General features: G+C 70.3%; 16 protein-coding genes. 4 read left to right on the top strand and 12 right to left on the bottom strand.

Annotated features, from left to right (window positions below):
- Nucleotide 1: 1 nt before the first annotated feature.
- The 8 genes from ACH0AE_RS03240 to ACH0AE_RS03205 form a co-directional block, all read right to left on the bottom strand.
- On the bottom strand, nucleotides 2-385 hold the full coding sequence (locus ACH0AE_RS03240; RefSeq protein WP_294443228.1) for a DUF3168 domain-containing protein: 384 nt from the start codon (nucleotides 383-385) through the stop codon (nucleotides 2-4).
- Complete coding sequence (locus ACH0AE_RS03235; protein ID WP_294443229.1) at nucleotides 382-936, bottom strand: hypothetical protein; 555 nt, start codon at nucleotides 934-936, stop codon at nucleotides 382-384. Before ACH0AE_RS03235 ends, ACH0AE_RS03240 begins: the two co-directional genes overlap by 4 nt.
- Nucleotides 937-999: 63 nt before the next feature.
- Entirely contained in the window at nucleotides 1,000-2,004 is a 1,005-nt protein-coding gene (locus ACH0AE_RS03230) for a phage major capsid protein (RefSeq protein ID WP_294443230.1), read from the bottom strand.
- A 101-nt stretch (nucleotides 2,005-2,105) separates the two neighbouring features.
- The gene (locus ACH0AE_RS03225; RefSeq protein ID WP_406875442.1) at nucleotides 2,106-2,489 is read right to left on the bottom strand and encodes an HK97 family phage prohead protease; all 384 of its coding nucleotides are present in this window, start codon (nucleotides 2,487-2,489) and stop codon (nucleotides 2,106-2,108) included.
- Complete coding sequence (locus ACH0AE_RS03220) at nucleotides 2,477-2,785, bottom strand: DUF6127 family protein (protein ID WP_294443232.1); 309 nt, start codon at nucleotides 2,783-2,785, stop codon at nucleotides 2,477-2,479. The genes ACH0AE_RS03225 and ACH0AE_RS03220 overlap by 13 nt, the downstream gene beginning before the upstream one ends.
- Nucleotides 2,782-3,873, bottom strand: coding sequence for a phage portal protein (locus ACH0AE_RS03215; protein ID WP_294443233.1), 1,092 nt, complete (start codon nucleotides 3,871-3,873; stop codon nucleotides 2,782-2,784). The genes ACH0AE_RS03220 and ACH0AE_RS03215 overlap by 4 nt, the downstream gene beginning before the upstream one ends.
- 42 nt (nucleotides 3,874-3,915) lie before the next feature.
- Nucleotides 3,916-5,199 carry a DNA-packaging protein gene (locus ACH0AE_RS03210; RefSeq protein ID WP_406875545.1) on the bottom strand — a complete coding sequence of 428 codons (1,284 nt, stop codon included), beginning with the start codon at nucleotides 5,197-5,199 and terminating at the stop codon, nucleotides 3,916-3,918.
- 14 nt (nucleotides 5,200-5,213) lie between these two features.
- Nucleotides 5,214-5,615, bottom strand: coding sequence for a hypothetical protein (locus ACH0AE_RS03205; protein WP_294443235.1), 402 nt, complete (start codon nucleotides 5,613-5,615; stop codon nucleotides 5,214-5,216).
- Between the two features lie 461 nt (nucleotides 5,616-6,076).
- Here ACH0AE_RS03205 and ACH0AE_RS03200 point away from each other — a divergent pair, with 461 nt between their 5' ends.
- Nucleotides 6,077-7,303: an NAD(P)/FAD-dependent oxidoreductase gene (locus ACH0AE_RS03200; protein WP_294443236.1), complete on the top strand. Its 1,227-nt coding sequence runs from the start codon at nucleotides 6,077-6,079 to the stop codon at nucleotides 7,301-7,303.
- A 61-nt stretch (nucleotides 7,304-7,364) separates the two neighbouring features.
- Nucleotides 7,365-9,029 carry a thiamine pyrophosphate-binding protein gene (locus tag ACH0AE_RS03195; RefSeq protein WP_294443238.1) on the top strand — a complete coding sequence of 555 codons (1,665 nt, stop codon included), beginning with the start codon at nucleotides 7,365-7,367 and terminating at the stop codon, nucleotides 9,027-9,029.
- Nucleotides 9,030-9,118: 89 nt separating this feature from the next.
- On the opposite strand, the gene ACH0AE_RS03190 is transcribed toward ACH0AE_RS03195, so the two are convergent.
- Together ACH0AE_RS03190 and ACH0AE_RS03185 are read right to left on the bottom strand one after the other, a co-directional pair.
- Complete coding sequence (locus ACH0AE_RS03190) at nucleotides 9,119-9,637, bottom strand: DUF177 domain-containing protein (RefSeq protein WP_294443239.1); 519 nt, start codon at nucleotides 9,635-9,637, stop codon at nucleotides 9,119-9,121.
- On the bottom strand, nucleotides 9,634-10,140 hold the full coding sequence (locus ACH0AE_RS03185) for a ubiquinol-cytochrome C chaperone family protein (protein WP_294443240.1): 507 nt from the start codon (nucleotides 10,138-10,140) through the stop codon (nucleotides 9,634-9,636). The genes ACH0AE_RS03190 and ACH0AE_RS03185 overlap by 4 nt, the downstream gene beginning before the upstream one ends.
- A gap of 125 nt (nucleotides 10,141-10,265) precedes the next feature.
- Between ACH0AE_RS03185 and ACH0AE_RS03180 the strand changes: the two genes are divergently transcribed.
- Nucleotides 10,266-10,718, top strand: coding sequence for an outer membrane protein assembly factor BamE (locus tag ACH0AE_RS03180; protein ID WP_294443241.1), 453 nt, complete (start codon nucleotides 10,266-10,268; stop codon nucleotides 10,716-10,718).
- A gap of 161 nt (nucleotides 10,719-10,879) precedes the next feature.
- Nucleotides 10,880-11,386: an RcnB family protein gene (locus ACH0AE_RS03175; protein WP_294443242.1), complete on the top strand. Its 507-nt coding sequence runs from the start codon at nucleotides 10,880-10,882 to the stop codon at nucleotides 11,384-11,386.
- Nucleotides 11,387-11,581: 195 nt separating this feature from the next.
- Here ACH0AE_RS03175 and pbpC read toward each other — a convergent pair whose 3' ends face one another.
- Both pbpC and ACH0AE_RS03165 read right to left on the bottom strand, forming a co-directional pair.
- Nucleotides 11,582-13,675 (bottom strand): penicillin-binding protein 1C, encoded by a 2,094-nt coding sequence (pbpC, locus tag ACH0AE_RS03170; RefSeq protein ID WP_294443261.1) that lies wholly within the window; start codon nucleotides 13,673-13,675, stop codon nucleotides 11,582-11,584.
- Between the two features lie 78 nt (nucleotides 13,676-13,753).
- Entirely contained in the window at nucleotides 13,754-19,492 is a 5,739-nt protein-coding gene (locus ACH0AE_RS03165; protein WP_406875441.1) for an alpha-2-macroglobulin family protein, read from the bottom strand.
- Between the last annotated feature and the right edge of the window lie 136 nt (nucleotides 19,493-19,628).

Raw genomic sequence — 19,628 nt, 5'->3', positions numbered from 1 at the left:
CCTATTCCTCCCGATAGAGTTTCACCGCGAACTCGCTCGTCGCGGTCCAGCGCTCGCCGCCGCCCGCCCGCGCGATGCGTCCGCGCACCAGCCGCAGCGCGACGACGCGCCATCCCTCGCCGATCGCGCCGGACAGCGCCGCCACCGCGCCTTCCGCTGCCGCCATCAGCATGCGCAGCCGCACCGGCCGCTCGCCGGCATCGTGCAGCACGATCCGCACCCGCCCCTCGCGCCCGTCGATCCCCGCCCCGCCCCAGCGCGCCAGCACCGGATCCTCGACCAGCCCGTACGGCAGCGCCGCTCGCACCGGCGGCGCATCGTAAGCGGTGACGATCTCCTTCAGCGCCGCCACCATCGCCGCCTGAAGCGGCACCGCGGCGCTCAAGCCCGGGCCTCCGCCGTCAGCCGCATGCGGCGATAGGGCCGCCACAGCGCCGCGACCGCCGCCGGCGGTGCTTGCCCCGCCTCGCGATCGTTGAAGAGGTGCGCGATGAGCAAGCCAACGCCTTGCGCGATCGGCGCCGGCACCCCGGCCCAGTCATCCGCCAGCCCCGCCGAATAGCTCACCGTCACCCGCCCCGCCGCACCTGACGCAATCACGCGCACCCATCCGCGCGCCTCACCATCCACGTCGACGGCAAAGCCCCCTGCCGGCAGTGCGAACGCAGCGCCGTCCGCCGGCAGGCCGGCCACATTGCTGATCGCCCGCACCGGCACTGCCGACAGCAGCTGCCAGTTCCCCGCCGCCGCCGGCAGCACCTCGGCCAGCCCTCGCGCTATCAGCAGCGTGCCGGTGAACGCCTCCGCCAGCGCGATCGCGCTCGCCGCCAGCCGCTCCAGCAGCGCCTGCTCGCCCGTGCCCTCCAGCCGAAGCAGCACGCGCGCCTCCCCCACCGCCGCGGCAATCGCGGCGGACGGCACCTCCGAAACCGTCATGAACGTCTCCCCGGACGATCCAGAACAATCCCCTCCCGCCGATCGGCGGGAGGGGCACCGGCATCACGCCGCGGCGAACTTCATCACCTTGATCGCCTCGCTGTTCGAAACGCAGCCGCCGACGCGCTTGGTGGCGTAGAAGTTCACGAACGGCTTGTTGGAGTAAGGATCGCGCAGGATCACCGTCTCCTGCCGCTCGGCGATCAGATAGCCCGCACGGAAATTGCCGAAGGCAATCGACAGCGTGTTGGCGGCCATGTCCGGCATGTCCTCGGCCTCCACCACCGGATAGCCGAGCAGCGTCGCCGGCTGCCCGGCCGACAGGCTCGGCTGCCACACGAACGCGCCGTCACTGGTCTTGAACTTGCGGATGCGCGCCAGCGTCGCCGCGTTCATCACGAAGCTCGCGCCCTGACGGTATGGCGCGCGCAGCGCCTGGACCAGGTCGATCAGCCGCTCCTGCGGATTGCTCCCGAAATCGCCCGCCGCGCCGGCCAGCACGTGCTGCAGCGTCCCGAAGGGGCGGGTCGCATCGCCGATCGCCGCGGTCGGCTGCTGCAGGAAGCCCTTGGGCCGGTTCGTCCCGTTGCCGTTGACGAACGCCGCCCCTTCCGCCTTGGCGAACTCCGCGGCGATCTCACCGGCCAGCCACTCCTCGACATCGAAATTGGCGTCGTCCAGCATCGCCTGCGTCGCGGAAGGATTGGCATAGAGCTCGCCCATCGGCGGCGCGATCTCGACGAAGCTCGGCGTCGCCGTCTCAGTGCGTGCGCCGTTCTCGGCCGCCCAGCCCGATGGTGTGCCGCCCGTCGTCACCAGCTTGCGATAGCCGGCGCTGCCCACCTTCACGACATTGGCGATGCCGCGGATCGGCGATGCCGCCTTCAGCGTCGCGTCGATCGTCGCATCGATCTCCCTGGGCAACGTATAGCCGCCCGCATCCCCGCTCAGCCCGGAAAAGGCCTTCATCTCCATCACCGCGCCGCTGCGCACGAAGCCGGCGAACGCCGCATCGCCCACTGCCGCCGCACCCTCGAGCACCGGCCGTGCCACCACCAATTCGCTCATGCTCTTCTCCCAACAAGAAAATCCTCCCCGAGCTCGCTCGGGGAGGGGGACCATCCGGCAGAGCCAGACGGTGGAGGGGCGCCCGCCACGGGCACCCGACTTCAGATCTCGAAAACTGCCTCGACGCGCGCCGCCGCCTGCATCGGCACCGCCACCAGGCTCACCTCGATCAGCCGCGCACGCAGCACTTCGCGCCACGCGCCCTGCTGTGTCGCCAGCGCGCGATAGCCGACGGAAAGGCCGCGCAGCGCCCCGCAGCGCACCAGCCGCGCCACCCGGGGCTCGATCACCGCGCCCTCGGTCCACAGCCCGCGCGCATCCTCGCCGATCGCCCAGATCTCGCCAACAGGGCTGCCGCGATGCTGCATCAACAAGGGTACCGGCCCCGCGTCGGCAAACACGCCGCGGCGGAACACGTCGCCTGCGCGGTCCACCCGGTCGAACACCGCGGCAAAGCCCTGAAACCTGAGGCTCAACTCACCCACTCCCCGAACCCCAGCTTCACCGCCAGCACCGCCAGCACGAGCGCGGCGATCCAGCCGGCAAACGCCTTCCACGCCGTCCGCTTCGCGTCGCGCCACGCGGTCAGCAGCTCACGCAATTCGGCCAGGTCGCGGGTCGCGGCATCGTCGGCCAGCCCCAGCCGCCGCAGCGCGCGGGTCGCGCCAAGCTCCCCCGCTTCCTCGATGATCGCGCGCAGCGTCGCCATGTCGGCGCCGGCCGCCGCGCCCTGCGCGATCAGCTGCGCCAGGATATTCCCGCTTCCGCCAGACCTTGTCATTGCGCCCACCCCACCATCTGCCGTTTCTCGTCGGCGGAAATGAAATCGGCGGCGGACACCATCGCCCACAGCCGCTCGCGATCCTCCACCAGTGCCGGCACGCGATCGGGATCGATCTCGATCCGCGCCTCGGCGAACTGCTCGCCCAGCCCGGCGGCAATCGCCCCGAACACCGCATCCGCCAGCGGCAGCACCGTCAGCCGCCACAGCGCGCGGTTGGCCTCGCGATAATTGGCGTAGGTCGCGTCGCCCGGCAGGCCGAGCAGCATCGGCGGCACGCCGAAGGCCAGCGCGATCTCCCGCGCGGCGGCGGATTTCAGCCCGACGAAGTCCATGTCCGCTGGCGACAGGCTCAGCGCCTGCCACTTCAACCCGCCTTCCAGCAGCATCGGCCGCCCGGCATTGCCCGCGCCCGCGAAGCCCGCGTCCATCTCCTCACGCAGCCGCCGGAACTGCTCTGCCGACAGCGCGGAGCCATCGCCCGGATCATAAACGAGGGCGCCGGACGGGCGCGCCGCATTGTCGAGCAGCGCCTTGTTCCAGCGCGCCGCGGCATTGTGCACCGCGATCGCCGCCGATGCCGCGCCAAGGCAGCCCAGCCCATAATGATCGTCCAGCGGGTGGAACCCGCGCACATGGATGACCGCATCGGGCGCAATCTCGCTCACCCGCCCGGCAACCGTGTAGCGATACAGCGCGGGCCACCCGGCCGCATCGAGCGCCATCGACATCCGTTCGGGGCGCAGCGGGAACAGCTCCGCGACCGCCCCGTCGGCATCGCGCAGCATCTGGATGAAGGCATTGCCGTGCAGCAGAACCTGCGCCGCCACCACCTCGCCCAGCCGCCGCCCGCCCGTCTTCTGCGTCACCAGCGCCAGCAGTTCAGGATCGCTCGCGTCGAGCGGCGCGGATCCCACCGCCTCCGCCACCAGCCGCACCGCCCGCTGCGCCACCGCATTGCCGAGATAGCCGGCACGCACCTGCGCATCATAGCCTTGCGGCCAGTCCCCGCCCGCCAGCGCCTGTCCCCCACGCGACAAGGCCGGGCGCGATCCCTCGCGCCCGGCCTTCCAGCCGAACCATTTCATCTGTCTCTCCCGATTGCGCGGCGCCCGAACCGGCAAGCCACGCTACACCGTTCGCACCGAAGCCTTCCCGCGGCGCCCCAGCATCAGCTCGGTCAGCGCCCAGACCAAAGCGTCGGCGCGGTCGGGGGATCGCCCCGGCCCTTCATAGCCGCCGCCCGTCACCAGACCGCAAAGCTCGTCCTCCAGCCCGGGGAACGCGCCGACATGGCTCACCCGTCCCCGGCGATAGAGCGTCGCCACGGGTTCCGCGCGCGCCACCTTGCCGCGGCTCGCATGCACTAGGCTCACCGGCAGCGTATCTTCCGCCGCCAGCAACACCGATTGCACCATCGCGCCGCCCTGGTTCGCCTCGGCCACCACATGGTCGGCGCCGTGCCGCGCGACGCAGGCCGCCACCGCCGCCGCCCAGACTTCGGGCGTTGCCCCGACGATGCTGGCATCCTCGATCACATAGCCGCGATCATCCTCGCCCAGCGCCACCGCGACGATCCCGCACGCGTCGCCGCCGACGCCCGCCGGCGGATCGACACCGACGACGATGCGCCGCACCGCCGGCATGCTGGCCACACGCGCAGCCTCGATCACCGCCCGCGTCCACAAGGCGCCGGCGACATCCTGGATCAAGTCTCCGTCCAGCTCCTGCCGGCCCAGCGCGGTGCCGCCGTAATTCGCCTGCATCGCGTCGAGGAAGCTCAGCGGCAGGTGCAGATTGTCGACCGTGCGGCCAACCGTCTCCTCCACGTCCGGCCCGTTCCTCACCCGCTTCATCAGCGCATTGGGCCGCGGCGTCGTCGTCACCACCACCTTGGGCTGGTCGCCAAGCCGCATCGTCATCATCAGATTGTCCCACGCCGCGTCGCCGCGCCGCCACTTGGCCAGCTCGTCGCACCAGGCGATGTGATGCTCCGGCCCGCGCAGTCCTTCGGGCGAATCCGCCGAGTAGACGGTCGCGCAGGCGCCATCCGGCCAGCGCACCTCGCCGCGCGTCGGCTTCCACTCGGGATGCTCGTTCAGCCGCGCCACCGCCAGCAGCCCGCTTGGCCCCTCCACCATCACGCGACGCGCCTCCTCGAAGGTCGCGCCGACCAGTGCGATCCGCACACCCGGAATGTCGCGCACCTTCTGGCTCACCCATTCCGCGCCCGCCCGCGTCTTGCCGAAGCCACGCCCGGCGCGGATCAGCCACACCCGCCAGGAGTCACCCGGCCAGAACTGCCCCTTATGAGCGAACTTGTACCAGCGCCCGGCAAGCTCAATCTTGTGCGGCGTGCTGAGCTGGTCGAACACGAACTGGCGCTCGCGCGGCGGCTTGAGCGCCAGTTCCATCAACAGGTCGCGGCTCAATGCGCCTTCGCCCGGCGGGCCAGCCCGTCGAGCGCTCGCTGCAACACCGCGTCCGTCTCCGCCCGGGTCGGCAGCGGCTTGGCCCGCACCGCGATCTTCTTCGGCTCGTCACCCCCGCGGTGCCGCCCGAGCAGGCCGACCGCAAACTGCAGGTCTGCCGCCGAAACCCCGCGGCCCGCCGCTCCGTCGTCCCCCACCGCCCGCTTCACCGTCGCCAGCGCATGCTGCAGCAGGCCCGCCTCAAGCCGGTCGTAGGTGATCGCGATCGCCGCGTCCCAAGCTCCGGCAAACGCCGCATTCTCGTCGCGCCAGCGATAGCAGATCGCCACCGCCACGCCTGCCGCCTGCGCTGCCGCCGTCACGCTGCACGTCTCCGCCAGCATGCTGACGAACTTCACTTGCCGTTCCCTGACGCGGCGCCCCGTGCCGTTCGGCGCCCGCGGTATCCGGGATGCGCCACCACCGCTCCTGCGCCGCGGCGTCCTTCCGCTGGAAACCCGCCCTCCCGAAGCCCGATCCTTCGACGCCCGCCCGTCCGACGCTTCGCCCATCGCGCCCTCCCCTGTCTTGCTGCCGGCCGCGCGCAGCAGGCACCCGGCCACCGCCCGCACGCCATCCGCCGCTTCGCTGTGCCCCAAACGCCGACGGGCCGGGAGCATCGGGGGCCCATCCCCCGCGCTCACCGGCCCGTCGGCTCATTGAAGAAGCAAGCCTTCAGCCGCCGCTTGCACTTCTCCAATGTTCCTGTTTTGTACACAAACAGCGTGACGCTGTCAAGCACTATTGCACGCCCCTTCAGGCTTGCCCTCGCGCCCGTTGGCTTGCAGGGAAGCGCGTAAAGAGGACTGAGGGGAGCGCGATGCGCAGTTTCGATGTGTTGATCGTCGGCGCCGGCCATGCCGGTGCCCAGGCCGCGATCGCGCTGCGTCAGGCTAAGTTCGACGGCACGATCGGCGTGATCGGTGCCGAGCCCGATCTGCCCTACGAACGCCCGCCGCTCTCCAAGGAATATCTCGCCGGCGACAAGACGTTCGATCGCATCCTGATCCGTCCCGAGGCCTTCTGGCAGGAACGGGGTGTCGAGATGCTGCTCGGGCATGAAGTCACCAGCGTCGATCCCGCCGCCCGCACCGTCACCACCGCAGCCGGCGGATCGTTCGGCTACGAGCATCTCGTCTGGGCCACCGGCGGCAGCCCGCGGCGCCTCACCTGCGCCGGCAACGATCTTGCCGGCGTCCACACCGTGCGCACCCGCGCCGACGCCGATCGCATGATGGGCGAGCTTGCCGGCGTCGATCAGGCAGTCGTCATCGGCGGCGGCTATATCGGCCTCGAGGCCGCGGCAGTCCTCGCCAAGTTCGGCAAGAAGGTCGTCCTGCTCGAAGCGCTCGACCGGGTCCTCGCCCGCGTCGCCGGAGAGCCGCTCAGCCGCTTCTACGAGGGCGAGCATCGCGCCCACGGCGTCGACGTCCGGCTCGGCGTCGCGGTCGATTGCATCCTCGGCGATGGCACCCGCGCCACCGGCGTGCGCCTTGCTGATGGCGAAGTGGTGCCGGCGCAGATGGTGATCGTCGGCATCGGCATCGTCCCCGCCGTCGCCCCGCTCCTCACCGCCGGTGCTGCTGGCGGCAACGGCGTCGCGGTCGACGCGCAATGCCGCACCAGCCTCGCCGGCGTGTTCGCGATCGGCGATTGCGCGCTTCACGCCAACGGCTTCGCCGACGGCGCCGAGATCCGGCTCGAATCGGTGCAGAACGCCAATGATCAGGCGAACGTAGTGGCCAAGTCGATCACCGGCCAGGAAGCCAGCTACAATGCGGTGCCGTGGTTCTGGTCGAACCAATATGATCTGAAGCTCCAGACGGTCGGCCTCTCCACCGGCCATGACGAAACCGTCCTGCGCGGCGATCCTGCGACCCGCAGCTTCTCGCTCATCTACCTGAAGCAGGGCCGCGTCATCGCGCTCGACTGCGTCAATGCGATCAAGGATTACGTCCAGGGCCGCAAGCTCGTCGAACAGCGCGCCCAGATCGCCGCCGATCGCCTCGCCGACGCATCGGTGCCACTGAAGGAACTCGCCGCCTGATCGCTCCGGGCGGCGCAACGTCACGCTTTTGCCGCGGCGCGCGGCCCGCTACGCTGCCGGCATGAACCACGCCGAACCTTCGCGCCGCACCGGCGGCCGCATCCTCGTCGACCAGCTCGTCGCGCAAGGGTGCGACCGCATCTTCACCGTGCCGGGAGAAAGCTTCCTCGCGGTGCTCGACGCCCTCGTCGACACGCCGTCGATCGAGGTGGTGACGTGCCGGCAGGAAGGCGGCGTCGCCTTCATGGCCTGCGCGGACGGCACGCTCACGCATCGCCCCGGGATCGCCTTCGTCACGCGTGGCCCGGGCGCGACGAACGCCTCGATCGGCGTGCATGTCGCCCGCCAGGATTCGCAGCCGATGATCCTCTTCATCGGCGACGTCGATCGCGGCACGCGCGATCGCGAGGCGTTTCAGGAGGTGGATTTCGCCGCCATGTTCGCGCCGCTCGCCAAATGGGCCGCGCGGATCGACGATGCGCGCCGCATCCCGGAATATGTCGCCCGCGCCTATGCCGTGGCGATGAACGGCCGCCCCGGCCCGGTGGTGCTCGCGCTGCCGGAGGACATGCTGCTCGACGAAGTGGTCGCGATCGATCGCCCGCGCGTGGAGCGCGTCGGCCAGGCGCCCGATCCCGATGCGATGGATCAGCTCGCCGATCTCCTCGCCACTGCGGAGCGGCCGGTGGCGATCATCGGCGGCGCGGGCTGGGATGCGCCGGCGGGGGAGGACATCGCCGCCTGGGCCGATCGCGCCGGCGTGCCGCTGGTCGCCGCCTTCCGCCGCCAGGATGCGGTGCCCAATGATTGCCCCGCCTATGCCGGTAACCTCGGCTACGGCCCGAACCCGGCACTGGTCGCGCGTGTCAAGGACGCCGATCTGCTCCTCGTGCTGGGCGCGCGGCTCGGCGAGGCGACGACCGACGGCTATACGCTGATCGATCCCGAGCACCCCGGCCAGCGCCTCGTCCACGTCCACCCGGACGCGACCGAACTCGGCATGACATACCGCACCGATCTCGCGATCTGCGCCACGATGGCCGAATTCGCCGAGGCGCTGGCGCTGGTCGACGGCCCCGCCCGCTCGCACGATCTGGAGGCGCACGAGGCCTATCAGGTCTGGTCCACGCCCGCCGCCCGCCCCGGCGTCACCATGGATCTTGGCCCCTGCGTCACCGCGATGCGCGCCGCGCTGCCCAAGGATACGATCATCTGCAACGGCGCGGGCAACTTCTCCGGCTGGTGGCATCGCTACTGGCCCTATGCCGGCCCGGGCACGCAGCTTGCCCCCACCGCCGGCGCGATGGGCTATGGCGTCCCGGCCGCGGTCGCCGCCGCGCTGCGCCGCCCCGGCCGCACGGTCGTCGCGCTTGCCGGCGATGGCGATTTCCTGATGAACGGGCAGGAACTAGCCACCGCGGTCCAGCACGGCTGCGACATGCTGGTGATCATCGTCGACAACGGCGCCTACGGCACCATCCGCATGCACCAGGAACGCGAGTTTCCCGAGCGGCCCTCCGCCACGCGCCTCGTCAATCCCGATTTCGCCGCGCTCGCCCGCGCCTATGGCGCCTGGTCCGAAACGATCGAGCGCACGGAGGATTTCGCCCCGGTCCTCGCCCGTGCCCAGGCCGAAACCGGCGTCCGCCTGCTCCACCTGAAGACTGACGTGGAACAGATCACCGCCGGCACCACGCTCAGCGCCGTCCGCGCCGCCAAGCGCTAGGCCTACAATCCGCCACCCCGCGCGGGGTGGCGGCCGCGCCTCCCGCTCGTCGCGAGCACCGTCGAGGGACGCGCCCCGAGCAGCGCGCGTTACTTCTTCGTCAGCTTTCCCAGCCCGGCGGCAAGCGCGCTATACGGCCGCGCCTCGTCGTCCGGGATCACCCCGGCCTCGCGCAGCTTCTCCTCCGCCCCGGGCGCGCGGGCGAAGGGATCGAGCGACAACGCCAGCGTTTCCGCAGCCGCCTCGCCAAGGTCGATCGCCCCGCCCTCGATCGGCAGCACGTCGATCGCATCGCCGTCCAGCTCGATCTCCTCGCCTTCCTCGCCTTCCTCGACGAAGCGGAGCGTGATCGCCTCGTCCACCGTGGCGGGCAGCGGATCGCCGGTGATCGAGCAGGCCTGTGTCACCGCCCCCGTCACCCGGCCCTCGACCAGGATGCCGGCCGCATCGCGGCGCACGGTGAACTCGCCCGCCAGCCGCGCAATCTCGGGCAGCCCGAATCGCGTCGCCAGCGCGGCGCGCTCCGCCGCATCCGCCTCCACGCTGATCACACGCGGCGCCTCGCCGATCGTGTCGAGCCGCACCGGGCGGGAGAATTCCGGCGTCATGCCAGCCGCCCCGCGCGCAGCTCGTCCAGCGATCGTGCGTCCAGCGCCTGGCGGAACGCCAGCAGCTGCTCGCTCACATAAGTTGATTGGGCCGGGGCCGGCGCCTCGCCACGCCACAGGTTGCGCACCAGCGCGGGCGTCAGGTCGCCCGCCGCCACGCCCTCGCGATAGGCGCCCAGCCGGCCGCCCAGCATGCCCATCATGCGGCCGACATGCTTGCCCACCACCATGTCGCCGAACCCGATCTGGCGCACCTGCGCGTCCATGTCGTCGACGAACTGCTCGGTCACTTCCATCGACAGGCCGGCGCCCTCGTCGTCCACCTCCAGCCGCAGCAGCACCATCGACAGCACCGCCGCCACCATGTCGAACCGACCGTCCAGCGTATCGGGCACGCCGCCGTCGAGATACCAATGCGCCTCGCGCGCCTGCGCCACCACGGCGCCATACAGCGGGGCGGCCGCATTGCGGTCACGCCGCCGGAACCGGTCGAGAAGAGCCAAAATCGTGTCGTCCTGTCGCGCTTGTGTCGTTTGTCGGCCGGGCATATTGAGGGGAATGGCCGTCGGCGCAACGGGATGCCCGTTGCCCCTGTGTTTTTGCCCTATGCTTTCTTTGCGGAGTAGCCATGCGTTTCCCCCTCCTGCTCGCTGTCGCAGCCGCCCTCGCGGCATCGGCCTGCGCGCCGCTTCGCTCGCACCAGGGCTATGTCGTCGATGCCGATCTGGTGAACTCGGTTCAGCCCGGGGTGGATACGCGCCAGTCGGTGCTCGCCACGCTCGGCCAGCCCAGCTTCGCCAGTCAGTTCAACCAGGGCGACTGGTATTATGTCTCGCGCGATACCCGCAATTATTCGTTCCAGACGCCGAAGGTGCGCGAGGCGCTGACCGTGCAGATCACGTTCGACAATGCCGGCAACGTCGCCACGATCCGCAAATGGGGCGCCGATCAGGTGGCGAAGGTCGATCCGGCGAAGCGGACCACGCCTACGCTGGGCCGCAAGCGCGGCTTCTTCCAGGATCTGTTCGGTAACATCGGCACGGTCGGCGCCGCCGGTGCCGGGGCTGGCCCGGGCCGCTGATAAACCTCGCGAAGGCGTTGCTTGCATCCGTAACGCCTTCGACATGATCCTTTCACTTGGCTGACTGACACATTCCCGGGCCGTTCAGGAGAATCGGCCTAGTTCTTCTTCCCATGGCGCGGCGAAACTTCGTCGGCGCCGAAGGGATGGAGGTGCAGATCATGCGTAAGTTGATCATTCCAGCGTTGATGGCCGCAGTTGCTTTGCCGGGCATGGCAAGTGCGCAGTCTTATGGCGAGCTCCGCCGCGATCGGCAGGAGATTCGGGAACAGCAGCGGGATCTGCGCGATGCGCAGCGCCGAGGTGACTGGCGCGATGTTCGCGAGGAGCGCCGCGATCTGCGTGATGCGCGCCGTGAATATCGTGAGGATCTGCGCGATCGCGATCGCCGCTGGGGCCGGGACGACTGGCGCGTCTATCGCAATCAGAACCGGGCGCTCTATGCCGGCGGCAACTGGCGCGCGCCGTTCCGCTACAATGCCTGGCGGCCGGGCGTCCGTATCGCGCCGGTCTATTATGGCCAGCGTTACTGGATCAACGATCCGTGGCGCTATCGCCTGCCCCCGGTCCGCGCCAATTCGCGCTGGGTGCGCCACTATAACGACGTCGTGCTGGTCGATTATCGCCGCGGCATCGTGCTCGACATCATCCGCAACTTCTACTGGTAAGCGGATCCCACAAGCAAAGCCGGGCGAGCGATCGCCCGGCTTTCTTGCTGTGTGGGATGCTTGAGCCGTCCGAAAGAAACAGGTACGGCCGCGCTACGAAACGCCGCAGCGCGGCCGGTGCCTGGCTTGGGATCCGGCACTAGTCCCGAAAGGGGGTGGGACTATCCCGGCAAACGCGCTTGTCCTATTTTGGTTCTACCGGATCGTGAAAGTAACGCGATCAACGGTTTTTCCCGCCGGATCAATTAACGCGAGCTCATGTTTACCGGGCCCGGTGCGCAGCAATGGCCCCGATTGGGCGCTGCCCAGATCCTGTGCGTCCAGCCGCAGCCGATGCGCTTCGGCGGCCCCGGTCACGTCCACCGCCAGCCGCTGGCGATCCGCCGGAATGTCGGGATCCAGCGCATAGACGCTGCCCATCACCGGCGAGGAGATTCGCGGCCGGCGCGCGCTCGCCGGCGCCGCTGCCACCCGCGTCAGCCCGGTGCCGGTCAGGAAATAATCGGTCCGCGGCAGTTCGCGTGCGGCGGCAAAGGTCACGCGCTTCGCCTCCACTCGGCCGGGCCGCGGCGGCGCCGGCAGCGCCCCGCGCCGTTCCAGCGCCATCATCACGTCACGCCAGACCGGCGCCGCCCCGCTCGTCCCCGATACGGCGCGCATGGAGTCTCCCTCCACGTTCCCCACCCATACCGCCACCGTGTAGCGGCGCGAAAAGCCGACGCACCAATTGTCGCGCATCGCTTTTGACGTTCCGGTCTTCACCGCTGCCCAGAATGGCAGGCGCAACGCCGAATCCATCCCGAACGTGCCCGATCGGGCCGCCGGGTCGGCCAGCATGTCGGCCACGATCCACGCCGCCTCCGGGCTCGTCACCGCCCGATCCGCCACCGCCGGACTATCCAGCGTCAGCCGCAACGGAGACCAACGCCCGCCGTTCGCCAGCGCGCGATAGGCATTGGCCTGTTCGCCCAATGTCACTTCCGCCGATCCCAGCGCCAGGCTGAAGCCATAATAGCTCCCGTCCTCCACCAGCCCGCGATAGCCCATGTCCCACAGCCTGTCGCGGAACGCGTCGGTCCCCACCAGCAGCAGCGTGCGCACCGCCGGCACGTTCAGCGACGCGGCCAGCGCCACCCGCGCCGATACCGGTCCCTTGAACGCGCGGTCGTAATTCTGCGGCACGTAAAGGCCCGAAGCCGTGTCCAGCTGCACCGGGGAATCGTCCAGGATCGACGCTGCCGTCAGGTATCGCCGCTCGATCGCCTGGGCATAGAGGAACGGTTTCAGCGTCGATCCCGCCTGACGATAGGCCGCCGCCGCATCCACCGACGCCGCAGTCGAATGGCCGCCGATCCCGCCGACATAGGCCAGCACCTCGCCGCTCGCATTGTCCAGCACGATCACCGCCCCGTCGCGCGCCCGCGTCGCGCCCAGCCCCAGCAGCTGGCGGCGAAGCGCCGTGGCCGCGATCCGCTGCACGCCAAGGTCCAGCGTGGTCCGCACCTTCAGGCCGGGCTTGGTCAGCAGCCGATCCGCAAGATGCGGCGCAAGCCCCGGGTCCAGCGCCAGGCTGCGCGCGGGCCCCAGCATCGCCGCGGCCAGCGCGGGAAAGCGATCGCACGGCCCGCCAGCCAGCGCGCATGCCCGCCGCGCCACCGCGTCGGCGCTCGCCTGCGGGTTCGGCAGCAAGGCGGCCAGCAGCAGCGCATCGTCGCGTGACAGGCTCTCCGGCGTCTTGCCGAACAGCCCGAGCGCCGCCGCGCCGATCCCCTGCGCTTCGCCGCGAAAGCCGGCGAGGTTCAGATACGCCTCGAGCTGCTGGTCCTTGCTCCAGCGATCGTCCAGCGCCGCGGCGGCGCGCATCTGGCGCACCTTGTCGCGCCAGCCGCGCGCGCCCGGCTGCGCCAGCGCCGGCGACAGGAATCCCGCCAGCTGCATCGTGATCGTGCTCGCGCCGCGCCCGCGCTTGCCCTCCGCCCGATCGCGCGCCACCCCGGCCAGCGCCAGCCAGTCGATCCCGTCATGGTGCGCGAAGCGCCGGTCCTCGGCGGCGATGATCGTTTCGCGCACCACTAGCGCGATCCGGTCGATCGGTGTCCACGCCAGCCGCCGTGTCGCGAAATCGACCCGCGATGAATCGAGCAGCCGCCCGTTCCGGTCGTACAGCCATGCCTCCGACGGCTGCCAGCGCCCCCGCACCTGCGCATAGCCCGGCACCGGCGGCGGCCGTGTCAGCCAGTCGGCGATGGCAACGAGCGACGCGATCGCCAGGATCGCCGCGATCGCCACCCGACCGCCGCGCGTCAGTGGCGCCTCAGCCGCCCGCGTACCGCCCAACCCGTGCTCAGCTTCTCCGGGCACGTGTCCTCACTTCAGCCCCACGGTCACCGATCCCACCGGCACCGCCGCGCGGATGTCGGGCGAATACATCGCCTCCACCCGCGACGCCGGCAGCTGGAACCGCCCCGCGCCGTTCAGCCGCATCGTGTAGCTGACGGTGAAGCGCCCCTGCGGCACCCAGGCGAAATAGCCGCGCCAGGCCTCGCGCCCGCGTTCGATATAGGCCGGCGACACGCCCTCGCTCTCACCTCCCTCGCCGAGCATCGCGGATTGCCCGCCCAGCCCGCCGATCACCGTCGCGCCCGGCGGCACCGGGTCGCTCACCACCACCCAGTTGCGCTCCGCCGACGCGTCGACGGTCAGCGTCACGCGCACCACGTCGCCGCGCGTCAGCCGGCCCGGATTGCGCGCCTGCACCACTTCCGTCTTGCGCGTCAGGCGATAGCCGGCGGCCAGCGGCTTGGTCAGCGGCACCGCGGCGCGCACCGCCACGCTCGCCCACGGCCCCGCGCCACCCTCCTGCGCCATCACCAGCGGCGACGGCCGCGCGGGCAGCGGCAGGCGCACCAATCGCGCGTCGGCGGCTAGCGGCCAGCTGCGTGCCGCCGTCTGCCCGGCCAGCGACACCCGCGTCGTCCCCGCGATCGCCTGCGCCGGATAGAGTGCCGCGAACTTGCGCACCGCCACCGCGCCCCAGGCGTTGGCCGTCGTCGTGTCCCAGTGCCCCCGGCGCTGGCGCATCGCGGTGCCCACCATCATCCGTGGCCCTTCGTCCTGCCAGCCCGGCCGGCCGAGCGTCGCGATCAGCGCCTTGTTCGCCTCGGTATCGGCGGACGACATCAGCCACCACGGCGCGTTGGCCGCATCGGTCAGGTCGATGCGCGTTCCTTCATAGACCAGCCGGCTGCGCAGCACCTCTTCCGCCTGCGCCTTCAGCGCCGCGCCGTTGGCAAGGCCCGGCGTGCGATCCACCGCGACGATATAGTCGGCGAGCAGCCCGGTCGGCATCTCGCCCGGTGCGATCCCCAGCTGCCCGAGCATCCCCGCCTCCGCCGCGCCGGCACGGGCAAGCGCGGCAAAGGCCGCCACCCGCTGCAGCCGCGGATCGCCATATTCCTCGCGGCGCAGCCGGCCGTCGAGCACCGCCTTCAGCCCCTCCACCATGCGCGTGCGCACCGCGTCGGGGATCGCCAGCCCCGCCTCGGACGTGATCGCGAGGACATAGGCCGTCAGCGCCTCCGATCCCTGCAGCGTATCACCTGGGAAATAGCGCAACAGGCCATCGGGCGCCTGATAGGTCGGCATCTCGCCCGCCAGCACCGCCCAGCCGCGCATGTCGCCCAGCGTCACGATCCGGCTCAGCCGCTGCTCGAAGCAGGTGAAGGGATAGGCCGCCATATAGTCGCGCACCCCCGCCATTGGCGGCGCCAGCGTATCGCTCAGCGCCACGTCGACGCTGCCGAGGCCGGGCAGCGCGCCCGCCGGCGCGGTGATCGGCACGTTGGTCGCCTCGCCGATCCGCGCGATCGTCGCGGCCCAGGTTTCCACCGGCACCGGCGGGATCACGTCCTGCATCACGGTGATCCGGTCCGCCGCCCGCCCGTCGGCACTGCGCGCGCTCACCTGCCAGCGCAGCGTGCCTTGCGCATTCGGCGCGGTCAGGTTCCACGCGATCGGCGCCGCGCCGCCGGCCGGGATCGTCACCGTGATCGGCCGCCCCTGCGCCACCCTCGGCGTCAGCGACGCTTCCGCCGTCACCGTCATCGGCTTGTCGGAGCCGTTACGCAGCGTGAAGCCGGCCGCATAATAATCGCCGCTGCGCACCAATGTCGGCATCCCGGCATAGATCGACAGGTCCTGCGCGGTGCGAATGTCCGCCATGCCCGTGCCGAAAAGCTGCGCGCCGTCGGTCGCCACCGCCACCAGCTTGAACGACGACAGGGCATCGCTCAGCGGCACCGCCACCGTCGCACGCCCCGCGCCGTCCAGCGCGACGCGGCCCTTCCACAGCAGCACCGGCTGGAAATTCTCGCGATTGAGCGCGGACATGTCGCCGCCCCCGCCGCCGCCGGCCTCCACTGCCTTGCGCCCGTAATGCCGCTTGCCCACTACCTGGGTCTGCGCGGTCGAGGTCAGCACCGACAGCGGGCGCTCGCCCATCATCGCGGTCAGCACGTCCCAGGAATCGTTCGGCGCCAGCTGCAGCAATGCCTGGTCGACTGCCACGAAAGCCACGTCCGCCGCCTCTGCCGGCTTGCCGTCGGGCCGCTTCACCGCGATGGCCACCTGCGCCGTATCGCGCGCGCCATAACGTTCGCGATCGGGCTTCACGGTCACGCCCAGGCGATGCGCTTCCCAGCCCACCTTCACCTTGGCGATGCCCAGGCGATAGGCGGGCTTGGACAGGTCGACCAGCGCGGTCGCCGCTGGCGCTTCCTCGCGCCCGCCGAACAGCGATTTCAGCCACCCCCACCAGCCCTGCGTCGCCCGGCCCCGCACGGCCATCACGGAAACATAGACGTCGGGCGCATAGGCCCCCTGCAGCGGCACTTCGACCACCGGGTCCTTGCCCGACAGATGCGTGGTGAAGCTCGACAGCACGCCCTCGCGCTCCACCGTGACGAGCGCGGTCGCCTCGCGGAACGGCATGCGCACCTGGAACCGGCCGGTCTCGCCCGATTGATAGGCGGTCTGCTCGGGCACCACGTCCATGCGGTCGCCATTGTCCCCGCCGAACCACCAGTCGTCGTCCCCCGCCAGCCACACCGATCGCGTCGCCCGCGCGACATTGCCGTCACCGTCGCTGGTGGTGGCCACCACCTCCACTTCGCCGGACACGCCCGGATCGAGGCTGCATTGCGCCAGTCCCTGCGCGTCGGTCGTCGCCGAGCAGCTCGCGCCCAGCTTCTCCACCCGCACGCGATTGTCATAGGCATAGAAGCCGCCGATCAGCCGCCGCCGCGCGGTCAGCACCTGGCGGCTGTACACCGCCACGCTGATCTTCTGCCCCTTGATCGGCTTGCCCTCGGGATCCAGCGCCACGAAGCGCAGGCGCAGGTCGTCCTGCTTCATCAGCCAGCCGTCGGTCTTCACGCCAAGCTGCACGGCGGAGGCGAACACGGGCAGCGTCCGGCTCGCGGTCAGTGTCTCGCCGTTCGCATCCTGGTAATCCATCTCGACGCGCATGTCGGCATTGCCGTCCAGCCCGCCCGGCACCTCGACGGTCATCCGCTGCGTGCCGTCCGCGCCCAGCGTCGCGGGCAAAGTCTGCGTCGGCGGGAAGGCCGTTCCCGTCTCCTCGCCGTCGCCGTCCAGCGGCCGCACGCCTTCCTGCACCGGCCGGCCGCCGAAGCTATAGCCTTCATATCCTTCCGGCGTGCTCGTCCGCGCGGACCAGGCGACCCGCACGTCGACCGGCAGGTTCGATGCCCCGCCGCCGGAAAGATAGCCGACGAACAGGTCCAGCGGCACGGTCTTGGGCCGCACCAGCGCGCCCTTCGGCCCGCTCACGCTCGCGCGCATCGTCGGCAATTTGTATTCGTCGACCCGGAAGCTCTGCTCGGTGTAGATCGTGCGGTCGCCGGTCACCACCTGCAGGTCGTAATCGCCCATCGGCGCGCCGGCCGGCGCGGTCCACTCGGTCTCGCCGATGCCATTGGCATCGATGGCGAGCGGCAGCTCGAACTGCGTGTCCGATCCGCGATGCGACAGGCGCAGCGTGCCGCGGAAGCCCGGCGGGATGGCAAAGCCGCTGCCCACCGGCTGGCGGGAGATATGCTTCATGTGCACCGTCTCGCCCTGCCGCACCAGCGCACGGTCGAAGACGGTGTGGAGGATCTCGCGCCGCGCCTCATAGCCATAAGGCAGGTCGAAATCGTACGGGCGGATGCCCTGGCCCCAGTCGCTCAGCGTGAAGCTGTAATCGCCATCCTTGCGCGCCGACACCATCAGCGCATGCGAGGTCGAGCTGTTCTCGCAGCTGGTATAGGTTTCGGGCTGCGGCAGCCCGGCGGGGATCATCAGCCCGCCGCTCCGATCCGTCACGCCGCGCGCCAGCAAGGCGCCGGTGCAGCTGTCGGTCACCGCGATCGTGGCATTGGCCACCGGCTTGCCGCTGTCGAGGCTCGTCACCCAGGCAAGGCTGCGTTCGCGGCCCCATTTGAAGTGAACCGACATGTTGGTGACGAGCGCCGTCGCCGCGACATACCGCGTCGCCTTGCGCCCCAGCAGCGCCTCGCCCAGCACCGGGCTCGCCAGCTCGACGACATAGAATCCGGGCTTGGCCAGCGGGATGCCGACCACTTCGAAGTCACGCCCCTTGGCGGGTAGCGCGACGCTGATCTTCTCGCCCTTGCCCTCCAGCACGGGCTCCGCGCCGGTGCGATTGATCCGCCGGATCACTTCGCCATTACCGTCGGTGATCGTCTCGATGTTGGTTTCGCCGGCCTTGTCCACCGTGCGCAGCCATTCGGCGACGGTACCGTCCAGGCCGTTCGGCCCGCCCTCCACGCGCATCGCCGCGCCGCCCACCGCCAGGTTGCGGCCCTGCAGTTCCGACTCGACGTTGCGCACCGTCACCGGCAGCACGCCGCCTTCCTTGGCTTCCAGCACGCCGAACACCGCGGCGAATTTGACGAGCGGCGGCGCCTGGTCGAACTTCACGTCCAGCGGGAAGCGCTCGGCATTGGCCAGCACGCGGCCGCTTTCGTCCTTCACTCCCTGCGGCAGCGTCACCCTGGCATCGGTGCCCGCGGGCAGCGGCGCCGCGAACGTCACGTCGGTGACGGTCGCCTGCTGCTGGTCTTCCTTGCTGAACGTCGGCGCGATCGCCTTGCCGTCGGCCGTGACGATGCGGATTTCCTTCGCCTGTGACATCGGCACGGGTGCGGTGAAGCGCACCTGCGCCTTCTCGACCGGGCTGCATCCCGCCTGCGGATTGACGCGGCTGCATTCGAAGCGCGCCGTGAACGGCTTGCGCACCGTATAATCGAACCTCTGGTCCGCGCCCGCGCGCTTGCCAGCGGCAGAGGCAATGTCCGCGCCCCACACCAGCGCCATGTCGCGCCCGGGCGGCAGCGCGCGGCGGCAGCGAAGCGCCGTCACGCCCGCCAACGCGCGCTCGCGATCGGCCGCGGCTTCCGGCAGGTCTTCCGGCATCCCGCCGTTTTCGAGGAACTGGCGCACTTCCCACCGGTCCTTGCCCAGGCCCGTCAGGATCTTCCCCGCGGTATCGCGCCCCAGCACCTCCACCGGGATCCGCTCGCCGATCCCGTCGACCGCGCAATAAGCGTTGGCGGCAACCGACTGCGCCGTCGGCGGCAGGTTCGCCGCGACCAGGAACACCTGATCCTCTTCGATCTGGGTGCCATAAGCGGATGGCAGCACTGCGTGCGCCACCGGGCCGCCAGCATCCACGGTGAAGCTCTGCTCCCCGGTTACGGCAAACCCCGCCAGGCTCTTCAGGCCCTCGCGCGTCTTGAAGGTGCAGGTCGTGCCGCCCGGCAGCACGTTCGCGAAATCATAGACCCAGCTTTGCTGGTCCACCCAGCGGCCGGCGCCGCCCACGCTGCACGTCACGTCCATCGGGGCCGGGGCACGCGGATCGCCAAGCGGAACCATCGGCTGGCTGAAGCGCACGGTGTAGCGCGCGATCCCACCCGCCTCGACACCGGCCTGTGCCAGCACGACGCGCGGCGCATTGTCGGAAAGTGCCGCCACGGGCGCCATGGCCAGCCCCAGGATCGCCAGCCGAACCGCCAACCGCATGCGCACCCTCCCCCCGATCCTGCCGCACCCTTAGCCTGATCTGCGTCAAGCCTCCATCCGGCATCCACCGTCCTCGCCAGCCGAATTTGCTCACCCGAGGTCCTACCTTTTATTTCTGCTTCTCGAAATCTTCAGA

The sequence above is a fragment of the Sphingomonas sp. 179-A 2A2 NHS genome (assembly GCF_045371305.1).
Lineage (GTDB): Bacteria > Pseudomonadota > Alphaproteobacteria > Sphingomonadales > Sphingomonadaceae > Sphingomonas.
The sequence above is the reverse complement of the archived record's forward strand: the minus strand, read 5'-3'. Positions and strand labels throughout refer to the sequence as shown.